Here is an 11,933-nt window from a genome sequence, read left to right as displayed (position 1 = left end):
TGATTCCATAGCAAAAGTACTAGTTATGCATTACTCTGCATATACTTTCATTATATAATTAATAAAACCAAGCTAATGGTAATCTAATGAAAGAAGCCTTTGATAGAATAAATGATTTGCTTTCTGAAGAAAAAATATTGTTAAAAGAACTCTAGCAAAAGCTGCTAGAGTCCCTTATTTAATATTAAATTAAAATTCAATCTATATAGTAGTTGAATTATTTTACACCTAATTTAGGTCTTAATTTATCAAGCATATCTTTTGTCATTAAAGCTAAATCATATTTTGCATCAAAGCCCCATTCTTGTCTAGCTGCTGCATCATCTATAGAATCTGGCCATGAATTAGCGATTGCCTGTCTTATTGGGTCAACATTATAACTCATTTCAAAGTTTGGTATATGTTTTTTAATTTCTGCAGCTATCATTTCTGGTTCAAAACTCATAGCTGTAATATTGAAGGCGTTTCTGTGAACAAGTTTGTTAGGGTCTGCTTCCATTAGACTAACAATAGCATTTAAAGCATCAGGCATATACATCATATCCATATAAGTTCCTTTATCAATAAAAGATGTATACTTACCATGTTTTAAAGCTTCGTAATAAATATCTACTGCATAGTCAGTTGTTCCTCCACCAGGTAATGTTTCATAAGAAATAAGTCCTGGGAAACGTACTCCTCTAGTATCAACACCAAACCTTTTGAAGTAATAATCGCAAAGAAGTTCACCAGATACTTTAGTTACCCCATACATTGTTTGAGGACGTTGAATTGTATCTTGTGGAGTTTTAACTTTCGGCGTATTAGGTCCGAATGCACCAATTGAACTTGGAGTGAAGAAGGAACAATTTAGCTCTCTAGCCACTTCAAGTGCATTAAATAATCCGCCCATATTAATTTCCCAAGCTAGCACTGGTTTTGCTTCTGCAACAGCTGATAATAAAGCAGCAAGGTGGATTATCGTATCAGCATTATATTTCTTTGCTACTTCTGCCATAGCCTTTGCATCTAAAACATCAAGTATTTCAAAAGGACCGGATTCAACTGCTGGATTTCCCTCAAGTCTTCTTATATCTGTTGCGATAACGTTATCATTTCCATAAACATTTCTCATATGCATAACTAGTTCTGATCCAATTTGTCCTAGGGAACCTGTTACTAATATTTTTTTCATATTTTTTCCTCCTTAAATAAATACCTTAACTTATTATTTTATTATACCCATTTTTCTTCCTACTCTAGCATATGCTGCAATACTGTCATCTAGCATTTGTTTTGTATGTGCAGCCGTAGGCATATTTCTTACTCTTGCTGTTCCAAGTGGTACAGTTGGGAATACTATTGATTTCGCGTAAACTCCTTCATTTAATAATTCCTTACTAAATTGTTGAGCTTTATCAGCATCTCCAATAATACAAGGAGTAATTGGAGTTTCGCTGTGACCAATATCAAAACCTAATTCTTGAAGACCTTTCTTTAAATATCTTCCATTTTCCCATAGTTTATCAACAAGCTCAGTACTTTCACTTAATATATTTATAGCTTCTATACATGCACCTGCTGCGCCTGGAGTCATAGAAGTTGAGAATAAGAATGGTCTTGCGCGAACCTTTAACCAGTCAATTAAATCTCTAGTTCCTGCAACATATCCACCAACAACTCCTATAGCTTTTGATAGTGTTCCTATTTGGAAATCTATTTTACCTACTAAATTGTGATGAGTTGCAGAACCAGATCCATTTTGACCAAGCACCCCTGAAGCGTGAGCATCATCAACGTAAGTAATTAAGTCAAATTCTTCTGCTACTTTTATCATTTCAGGAAGAGGGGCTATGTCACCATCCATGGAGAATACTCCATCAGTTATAACCATTATTTTTTCGTATTGTCCTGAATCTCTAGCTTCCTTAGCTTTCTTTCTTAAATCATCCATATCTGCGTGTTCAAATCTAATTGTTTTTGAACCTGAAAGTCTGCATCCATCAATAATTGAAGCGTGATTTAATGAATCTGACAATATAGCATCTTGCTTGTTCATTACAGCTGAAATAGCCCCCATATTACAGTTAAATCCTGACTGGAAGGTTATAACTGCTTCTGTGTGCTTGAACTTTGCAAGTTTTTCCTCTAACTCATCATGAATATCTAATGTTCCATTTATTGTTCTTACAGCTCCCGCACCAGCTCCATATTTTTGAGTAGCTCTTATGCTAGCTTCAATCATTCTTTCATTATTAGCTAAACCTAGGTAGTTATTTGAAGAAAGGTTAATTGCTCTCTTACCGTTAACATCGATTATTGGACCATTAGCACCAATAACCGTATTTATTTCATTGTAGAGACCTTTGCTTCTTAAATCTTGCAAGTTTTCAGTTAAAAACTTTTCTAACGACTTACTTCCCATGAGTTTACCTCCTTAAATTTATAATAGATTAATACATTTTGTGATTAATTGTGCTTAATCTAATAATATTCAGTATTTGTCATAAAATAACTATGACTTTTAACAACAAGAAATTATGTATATAAATGCTATAACAAGTAATTGTTGCTATACATTTATATTACATCGTTATCATAACAAAGTCAATACTAAATAATAATTAATATCAATTAATTATTATTAACTTAAAGTAATTAACTTTGCTATTAATATAGTTCCTTTTTTTATAACTAATCATACTAAATTTATAATTATTTTTTATACAATAGTTATCATGTTACATAAATCTTTAAAATTTTTAAAACAAAATTATTAATATTTCTGACTTTTACAATAGTCTATATTGATAAAATAATAGATAAGTCAAATTTTGTATGTATAGGAAGTCAAAAAAAAGATTAATAAATGAGATAATTAAATGTAATGTTAAATTTAACTATAAATTCTAATAAACTTATAAAGAATTCTAAATTTATACCGAAAATTACTTATAAATCTATTTGATTTATAAATAATTATTTCTAAGGAGTGAGTTTAATTGAAGAAAAAAAACATAAAGTTAATGGTTTTAACCGCTTTAGTAGCAACCACTTTTTCAACAGGAACAGTATTTGCTTCTAAACCAGATATCAGTAGTAAAAACTCAAGTGCGACTAGCCAAAAATCAAAAGCGAATACTAATAGTAAAGATTCAAGCAAAGCAGAGCAGAAAAAAAATAATGTTGATATGAAAAAAAATATCAATAATAAAAAAATTTCAAAAGAAGCCCAGATAATTGATCGAAGATTGGATCATATTGAAGATACATTGAGTAAAATTAATGTGAAGATGGATAAGTATTTTGAAGATACGAATAGTGAATCACAAACCACTACTGGCAGTTCAATTGATGGAAGTTCAGCTACACAGAATACTACAGAACAGACAACAAATCCAACTGAATCAAGTAGTGCAGAACAATTATCTGATAGTAGTAACCAATCAATAGAGGACACAAATCTGTCAACAGATAATCAAAATGTACAAACTGAGTCAGAGGTGGTTACTGAAAATACTGGTGATGTAAATACAGTAGATGATGGAGATGAACAAGATTTAAGCGATGACTTTGAGAAGGAATACGAGAATGAAGATAACAAAACTGACAATAGCTTTATCGGTAAGCTAAATGCGGTTTTAAACAGACTTAATACAGTAAAAAGACAACTTGATAGAACTGGTTACGCCGATGACCCACAAATAGCGGAGTTAAACACTAGAACAGATGCTTTAATAAATGAAGTAAAGGAAGCAATTAATAAATTATCTAGTGTTCAACAGCAAGATGTTAATAGCTTAAAAAGCAAAACAAATAAGAAAGTAATGGAAGAACAAAAAATAGATGAGCAAAAGAGAGATTGGAAAATAAGTTTTACTATACCAGTGAAATCAGACACAATCAACTCAAAAAATATATTGGTTATTGATTCTGAAAACAATATATTAGATACTGATATATCATACGATTCAAATACTAATGAGGCTATTATTAAGACAAGTGACGGATTTAAGAAGGGTGAGAGTTATACTATCTTAATTGGAGAAAATGTACAATCTAAAGATGGTAAAAAACTTACAAAGCCCGTTGAGAAAAAATTCACTGTAAATTAATTATTTGAAAATCATAAGTTTATTATTTATATTCGCTAACCTCTAAATAGAGGAATTAGGGATTTTAAAAATTAATTATATGACAAAGTAGAACCTCTTGACTAGTAATTAGATTATTGCTATCAAGAGGTTTTAATTTTAAAATATAATAATTAGTATTTTGATCCGAACCATTTAACAATATGAAAATTTTTTGAAGCTTCAGTTCCTGCAAATTTACCACCTACGATTTCAATAATTTCTTAATTACTACGATTCAAAGAAATAAGAAGAACATGAGGTATGAAAAAATCATCTTACTCATTCTTCTTATGTTATTTTCTATAAAAATAAATTAGCTTAATTTATTATAGGAATATATGTAATATAGCAACATCCTAAATTTTGCTCATCATATCAAGACATTTCCCTGCACCAAGAGCAACACATTGGATAGGGTTCTCTGCGATATAAACAGGTATATGCAGTTTACTATATATAAGTTTATCTAAGCCTTTAAGAAGTGCACCTCCACCTGAGAGCATTATACCATTGTCCATTATGTCTGCAGCAAGCTCTGGTGCAGTTTGCTCAATAGTGGTCTTAATTGCATCAATTACAAGAGAAACTGGCTCTTGTAATATTTCTCGAATTTCACTGCTAGTAATTGTGATTACCTTTGGAAGTCCAGAGATTAAATCTCTACCGCGTATTTGCATTTTCAGTTCTTCATCATCACCATCTGGACACACTGAACCAAGCTCAATTTTAATATTTTCAGCTGTTAGTTGGCCTATGAATAAATTAAACTCTTTCTTTACATAGTTTATAATTGTCTCATCTAATTCATCTCCTGCAACTCTCAAACTTTTACTTGTGACAATTCCTCCGAGAGAAATAACTGAAACTTCTGTGGTACCGCCACCTATATCCACTATTATATTCCCAACAGGCTCATCTACAGGTAGGCCGGCACCAATGGCAGCAGCTACAGGTTGCTCAATCAGTTTAACTTTACGAGTTCCAGCATAACTAGTTGCATCGTTAAGTGCTCTTTTTTCAAGTTCAGTAATTCCTGAAGGATGACAGATTACAACACTAGAATTTCTAAAGCTACCCTTAGCGGAGACTTTATTAATAAACATTTTCAGCATTTGTTGAGTAACACCTAAGTTAGCAATTACCCCATCTTTTAGCGGCCTTATAGTAATAATATCTTCTGGTGTTCTACCTATCATTTTTTTAGCATCTGAACCTACTGCTAAAATTTCCTTATTTGTGGCATTTAAAGCTATAACTGAAGGTTCAACTAGTACAACTCCATTGCCCCTTACATATAATAAAGTATTTGATGTTCCTAAATCTATTCCTATGTCTTTAGACGTTATAAAAAACTTCATAAAGATTTCTCCTTTCAAATTTACGTTGTCTATTAAAGCTTTATTAAGTACCCATATTTGACCTGTTTTGAGATATGATACAATGAATGTAATATCCTACATATAGCTTGTACGTAATTAAATTTAAATTTAGGGGGGTATATCCAAAATAATATAACGAACCATAAGCTTTAATGTATCAGATAAGTATTCTTATGTTTATTTAGTGAATGATATGGTTAGACATTAAAAATAGGTAATATGATTTATTAATATTAGCTTAAGAGGAATTTTTAAAAAAAGTTATGTATATATATTGACATCATAGTAAACTAGTGGTATCCTTTAAACATAAAATAAGTCTTCAGGGCGGGGTTAGATTCCCCACCGGCGGTATAGCCCGCGAGCCGTAAGGTATGATTCGGTGAAACTCCGAGGCCGACAGTAAAGTCTGGATGAAAGAAGATAAATATGGTATAGCTTTATTTATATTGACATGCATAAGTATGTATGTTTGATGTAGGCATATGAAGCTACCCTATATTTGTGTAAGTCAACGCTCTGAATTTTTTATTCAGGGCGTTTTTTATTTTGCATTCTTTTTTAAAAATTGGGGATTACTTAATGTATACGATGACTGGAGGGGTTGCATGGAAACTAAGTATATGGAAAGAGCATTAAAGTTAGCCGCTATGGGAAGTGGATATACAAATCCTAATCCTTTAGTTGGGGCTGTAATTGTTAAAGATGGAAGAATCATAGGAGAAGGTTATCATGAAGTTTATGGAAGTAGCCACGCAGAAGTAAATGCTTTTAAAAATGCAACTGAGAATGTAAAAGGTGCTACTATGTATGTGACTCTAGAACCTTGCTCACATTACGGTAAAACACCGCCATGTGCGAATGCAATAGTAGAAAAGGGAATCAAAAAGGTTATTATTGGGTTAAAAGATCCTAACCCCCTAGTAGCCGGAAAAGGCATTCAGATACTAAGAGATAATAATATTGAAGTTGTTACAGGAGTTATGGAGGAAGAGGGCAAAAAGCTTAATGAGATTTTTTTAAAGTACATAACTACTAAAATTCCTTTTTGTATATTAAAAACAGCCATGACATTAGATGGAAAAATTGCAGCATATACTGGTGATTCAAAATGGATCACGAATGAATTTTCCAGAAAATATGTTCATAAATTAAGACATAGAGTTTCAGGTATTATGGCGGGCATAGGTACAATACTTACTGATAATCCACTCCTAACAACAAGGCTTTCTACAGGAAATAGTAGTGATCCAACAAGAATTATAGTTGATAGTAGTGCAAGAATTCCATTAGAGTCAAAAGTGCTTCATGTTGAATCAAAAGCAAAAACAATTATAGCTACTACAGAGTTAGCCGATAAGAATAAGATAAAGACCTTGGAGGATATTGGCATAGAAATAATTACTACACCATTAAAAAATAATAAAGTAGATTTAAAATTCCTCATGGGAGTATTAGGTGAAAAATCAATAGATAGTGTGCTTTTAGAAGGCGGAAGTGAGTTAAATTATTCAGCAGTTGAAGAAGGAATTGTTGATAAAATTAATGCTTTTATCGCTCCAAAGATCATAGGTGGCAGAAACTCAAAGACACCAATTGGAGGACTTGGAAAAGCAGCCATGAGAGAAGCGATTTCAATTGAAGATATTGAAATATATAGATTTGAAAACGATTTCATGTTAGAAGGATATATAAGAAAACATTAAAATTTTCACCCAAGGCAGGGTGCTTAAAACTTAATTGTAGTTAGTATCACTTTACAAAAGGGGAGGAGAATTCCTTTATGTTTACAGGATTAGTAGAAGAAGTAGGACATATTCAGACTATTACGAAATCTACAAAGTCAGCTAAAATTACTATTAAAGCTAGTAAAGTACTAGAAGATACAAAATTAGGGGATAGTATAAGTACCAATGGAGTTTGCTTAACAGTAACAGACTTTGGTAAAGGTCATTTCACAGTAGATGTAATGGCAGAAACTATGAGAAGAAGTAACTTAAAGAATCTATCTTCAGGAGATGAGATTAACTTGGAAAGAGCATTAAGACTAGGCGATAGACTAGGAGGCCATATGGTAAGTGGTCATATTGATGGAGTGGGAACAATATCTCAATATGAAAATGAAGATAATGCTGTTTGGATTAGCATTAGAACATCTCCAGAAATACTAAAGTACATAGTGGAAAAAGGATCTATTGCAATTGATGGAGTAAGTTTAACTGTGGCCTATGTAGATGATTCTCTATTCAAAGTATCTATAATACCACACACTAAAGACGTTACTACATTACTCAGAAAGAAAATAGGTGCTGAAGTTAACCTAGAATGTGATATGGTGGGTAAATACATTGAAAAACTGATAGCTACTAAAGAACAGGCAGTAAGGAAAAAAGGTATTGATCTAGACTTCTTAAGCCAAAATGGTTTTGTATAAACATGATTATGATAATGAAATTATAAAAATAGGGGGAAGAATAATGTATAAGTTTAATACTATTGAAGAAGCTATTGAAGATATAAAAGAAGGTAAAATGATAGTTGTAGTCGATGATGAGGATAGAGAAAATGAAGGCGATTTATTAATGGCAGCGGAGAAAGTAACTCCCGAAGCTATAAATTTTATGACAAAGTATGGAAGAGGACTAATCTGTACACCTATTCAGGGAGAAAGACTAAAGGAATTAGAAATGCCTCAGATGGTAAGTAGGAATACAGATAACCACCAAACTGCTTTTACCGTATCTATAGATGCTTTAGAAACTACAACAGGAATATCTGCATATGAGAGAGCAGCTACCATACAAAAAATGCTGGACCCAAATGTTTCTGGTAAAGATTTTAGAAGACCAGGACACATTTTTCCTCTAGAAGCTAAAAAAGGTGGAGTTTTAGAAAGGGCAGGACATACAGAAGCAGCCGTAGATTTGCCAAGACTTGCAGGACTTTATCCAGCAGGAGTAATTTGTGAAATTATGAGTGAAGATGGAACTATGGCAAGAACTCCTGAACTTATAGAATATGTAAAAAAACACAATTTGAAGATAGTTACCATTGCAGATTTAATCGCTTACCGTAAAAGACATGAAGTTTTTATAGAAAGAGCAACTGAGGCTAAGATGCCTACAAAATACGGAGATTTTAAAGTAATAGGCTATATAAATACACTAAATGGTGAGCATCATGTAGCTTTAGTTAAAGGAGATGTTTCTGGTGAAGAACCTGTTTTAGTAAGAGTTCATTCTGAGTGTCTTACAGGGGATGCTTTTGGTTCTCTACGATGCGATTGCGGAGAACAATTTGCTGCTGCTATGGAGAGAGTTAACGAAGCAGGAAGAGGAATTATTCTATATATGCGTCAAGAAGGACGAGGAATTGGACTAATTAATAAATTGAAAGCCTATGCTCTTCAAGACCAAGGGATGGATACAGTTGAAGCAAATTTGGCTTTAGGATTTAAAGCGGATATGAGAGATTATGGTGCAGCAGCACAAATGTTAGTCGATATTGGAGTAAAAAAGGTAAATTTAATGACGAATAATCCTAGAAAAATTGCCGGTCTTTCTGGTTATGGAATAGAGATTTTAAATAGAGTACCAATTCAAATGAATCATAATGAGAGAAATGAGGATTATTTAAAAACAAAAAAAGAAAAATTAGGTCATATATTAAATTTTGGGGAGGAACAATAAGATGAAAATTTATGAAGGAAGTTTAGTAGCACAAGGATTAAAATTTGGTATAGTGGTAGGAAGATTTAATGAGTTTATAGGCGGAAAACTTTTAACTGGCGCTATTGATGCATTTAAACGTCATGGTGTAGAAGAAGAGAATATTGAAATTGCATGGGTACCAGGCGCTTTCGAAATGCCACTAGTAGCAAAGAAAATGGTAAATACAAAAAAATATGATGGAGTAATATGTTTAGGAGCTGTAATAAGAGGAGCAACGCCTCACTTTGATTATGTATCCTCCGAAGTATCAAAAGGAGTTGCAAGTGTGTCTCTAGAAACAGGAGTTCCAGTTATTTTTGGTGTATTAACTACTGATACTATTGAACAGGCTATTGAAAGAGCAGGTACAAAAGCTGGAAATAAGGGATACGATGCTGCAGTTACAGCAATTGAAATGGCTAACTTATTAAAACAAGTATAGGATTTTTATAGATAACCAAATATAGAGCTCGACTTATATGCCGGGATATATTAGCAATTCTTTTGCACTATAAATACTTTTAATTCGTCTAAGGCTCGAATTTGAGAAAAGCTAAGAAGCTTTGATAACTCGCTCACGCTCAGACAATCAAATCTTCTAATCTTTTCTCAAATTCTGCGCCAAGACTCATAAAAAAGTATTTAAATGTGCTTCAGAATTACTAATATATCCCTATGTATAAGTCTAAAATGAAATTGATTTATCTATATGCTTTAAAGTTAAAATATTAAAACTTATACTTAAATGAAAAAAGTAGTTGACTATATTACTTTAATCTGATACACTTCTAAATATAGTAAGTATGAATAAAAAAACGAATATATGTATAAACAGTGTGGTATAGAGGTCGCGGTTGTCATGAGTACTGTATAATTTTTGGATAAATATACACAAAAGGGTCACCCGCCGAAATATATAAATTAAATTTTATGTATTGGGATTATACTGAATAAGTATAGTACTGTCTTCAGAAAATTGCCCAATTTTCTAAAGGCGTGCTTATCACATTGGGGCAAAAGGTTCTGTTATTAAATATAACAGTTATGAGTACCTTTTGCTCATAACTGTTTTTTATTTACTTAAAAATGAAAAAAATTTAATATAAACGATATGATACAGAGGCCGCGGTTACCATTAGTACTACATATTTATATGTAGGAAAGGGTTAACTGCCGAAATACATAAAAGAGTTCTGTTTATGTATTGGGACTATGCTTAACAAGTATAGTACTGTCTTCAGGAGATTGCCCAATCTTCTGAAGGAGTGCTTATCATATTGGGGCAAAAGGCGATGTTATATGAAACAATCATGAGTACCTTTTGCTCGTGATTGTTTTTTTGCTTTTTTAAAAATATAGAAGATTTGATTTATATAAGTATTCGGAAATTTAATTTTAAATAGAAAGAGGAGAAAAAGATGAAGTTATTTGGAACTATGAATATAAACAATGAAGGACATTTAGAAATAGGTAATGTTGATACAACTAATTTAGTAAGGGAATATGGAACTCCTTTATATGTAGTAGATGAAGATCTAGTGAGAAATACTTGTAGAACCTTTAAAGGAAATTTTCAAATGGAAGGTATCGATACTGAAGTTATATATGCATCTAAAGCATTCTTAAATATAGCCATTTGTAAGCTTATCAAGGAGGAAGGATTGTCCTTGGATGTTGTATCAGGAGGAGAACTTTACACAGCTTTAAAGGCAGAATTTCCGACAAACAAAATCTATATGCATGGAAATAACAAAACAAAACATGAATTAGCCTTAGCAATTGAATCACAAATAGGAAGGATAGTAGTGGATAACAGACAAGAATTAGAACTAATTGAGTATCTATGTGAGGGTCTTGAGAGAAAAGTAGATGTATTGCTAAGAGTAAATCCGGGTATTGATGCTCATACTCATGAGTATATTCAAACTTCAAAGAACGATTCCAAGTTTGGAGAATCAATATTTAGTGAGGATATTGGTGAAGTAATAAATAGATTTCAAAATAGTGAGACAGTTAACTTAAAAGGCTTCCACTGTCATATTGGCTCACAAATTTTTGAGGAAGCATCATTTTACTCAGGTGTATCAGCAATGCTTAATTTTTTAGATGAAATGAAAAGCAAATATGGATTTATTACCGAAGAATTAAATTTAGGTGGAGGCTTTGGAGTATATTATTCTGAAGGTGATGAACCAGTCCAGCTAAAAAGGTGCCTTAAAAATATGCTTTTAATACTTAAGGAAGAATCAGAAAAGTTAAATTTAAATATATCAAAAGTTATGATAGAACCAGGTAGATCAATAATTGCTAATGCGGGGACTACCCTTTATGAAATAGGAGGAACCAAAAAGACTTATGGTGGTAAAGAATATATTTTTGTAGACGGAGGTATGACAGACAACCCAAGAACAGCTCTTTATGATGCTAAATATGAGGCGTTGGTTGCGAATAACTTTTATTCTGAAAATAAAGCAATGTATACTATAGCAGGAAAGTGTTGCGAATCTGGTGATGTAATAATAAAAGATATTGAACTTCCAACAGTTCAAAGGGGAGATATACTAGCAGTTCTAACTACAGGAGCTTATAACTATAGCATGGCTAGTAACTATAACAGAATACCTAAACCAGCAGTCGTGTTTGTTAAAGATGGACAGACAAAGTTAGCCGTTAAAAGAGAAACTTATGAAGATATTATAAAAAATGATATATTTTAGATTGATTTAATG

At 32.2% G+C, this 11,933-nt stretch carries 9 protein-coding genes and 3 riboswitches; of the genes, 6 read left to right on the top strand and 3 right to left on the bottom strand.

The features are described 5' to 3' along the window. Positions 1–217: 217 nt before the first annotated feature. Both AC0N0V_RS10630 and AC0N0V_RS10625 read right to left on the bottom strand, forming a co-directional pair. Positions 218–1,174: an L-threonine 3-dehydrogenase gene (locus AC0N0V_RS10630; RefSeq protein ID WP_474464004.1), complete on the bottom strand. Its 957-nt coding sequence runs from the start codon at positions 1,172–1,174 to the stop codon at positions 218–220. Positions 1,175–1,207: 33 nt separating this feature from the next. Further along, positions 1,208–2,404 carry a glycine C-acetyltransferase gene (locus tag AC0N0V_RS10625; protein ID WP_474464002.1) on the bottom strand — a complete coding sequence of 399 codons (1,197 nt, stop codon included), beginning with the start codon at positions 2,402–2,404 and terminating at the stop codon, positions 1,208–1,210. Positions 2,405–2,981: 577 nt separating this feature from the next. Between AC0N0V_RS10625 and AC0N0V_RS10620 the strand changes: the two genes are divergently transcribed. Beyond that, on the top strand, positions 2,982–4,094 hold the full coding sequence (locus AC0N0V_RS10620) for an Ig-like domain-containing protein (protein WP_474464000.1): 1,113 nt from the start codon (positions 2,982–2,984) through the stop codon (positions 4,092–4,094). A gap of 377 nt (positions 4,095–4,471) precedes the next feature. Here AC0N0V_RS10620 and mreB read toward each other — a convergent pair whose 3' ends face one another. Then, a complete protein-coding gene (gene mreB / locus AC0N0V_RS10615) occupies positions 4,472–5,473 on the bottom strand; it encodes a rod shape-determining protein MreB (RefSeq protein WP_474463998.1) in 1,002 nt (333 codons plus the stop codon). A gap of 335 nt (positions 5,474–5,808) precedes the next feature. Further along, positions 5,809–5,923, top strand: a riboswitch (FMN riboswitch). A gap of 179 nt (positions 5,924–6,102) precedes the next feature. Here mreB and ribD point away from each other — a divergent pair. The 5 genes from ribD to lysA all read left to right on the top strand — a co-directional run bounded on the left by ribD (position 6,103) and on the right by lysA (position 11,921). Next, on the top strand, positions 6,103–7,200 hold the full coding sequence (gene ribD, locus AC0N0V_RS10610; protein WP_474463997.1) for a bifunctional diaminohydroxyphosphoribosylaminopyrimidine deaminase/5-amino-6-(5-phosphoribosylamino)uracil reductase RibD: 1,098 nt from the start codon (positions 6,103–6,105) through the stop codon (positions 7,198–7,200). Positions 7,201–7,277: 77 nt separating this feature from the next. Further along, complete coding sequence (locus tag AC0N0V_RS10605; RefSeq protein WP_474463995.1) at positions 7,278–7,928, top strand: riboflavin synthase; 651 nt, start codon at positions 7,278–7,280, stop codon at positions 7,926–7,928. Between the two features lie 43 nt (positions 7,929–7,971). Next, the gene (locus AC0N0V_RS10600) at positions 7,972–9,183 is read left to right on the top strand and encodes a bifunctional 3,4-dihydroxy-2-butanone-4-phosphate synthase/GTP cyclohydrolase II (RefSeq protein ID WP_474463993.1); all 1,212 of its coding nucleotides are present in this window, start codon (positions 7,972–7,974) and stop codon (positions 9,181–9,183) included. 1 nt (position 9,184) lies between these two features. Then, positions 9,185–9,646, top strand: a complete 462-nt coding sequence (ribH, locus tag AC0N0V_RS10595; protein ID WP_474463991.1) for a 6,7-dimethyl-8-ribityllumazine synthase — start codon at positions 9,185–9,187, stop codon at positions 9,644–9,646. 390 nt (positions 9,647–10,036) lie between these two features. Next, a riboswitch (Lysine riboswitch) is annotated at positions 10,037–10,215 on the top strand. Positions 10,216–10,313: 98 nt separating this feature from the next. Beyond that, positions 10,314–10,482, top strand: a riboswitch (Lysine riboswitch). 140 nt (positions 10,483–10,622) lie between these two features. Beyond that, on the top strand, positions 10,623–11,921 hold the full coding sequence (gene lysA, locus AC0N0V_RS10590; protein ID WP_474463990.1) for a diaminopimelate decarboxylase: 1,299 nt from the start codon (positions 10,623–10,625) through the stop codon (positions 11,919–11,921). Positions 11,922–11,933 lie beyond the last annotated feature (12 nt).

It is taken from the genome of Clostridium sp. CS1-1, from assembly GCF_056135525.1.
This window is presented reverse-complemented; position numbering and strand designations above follow the sequence as displayed.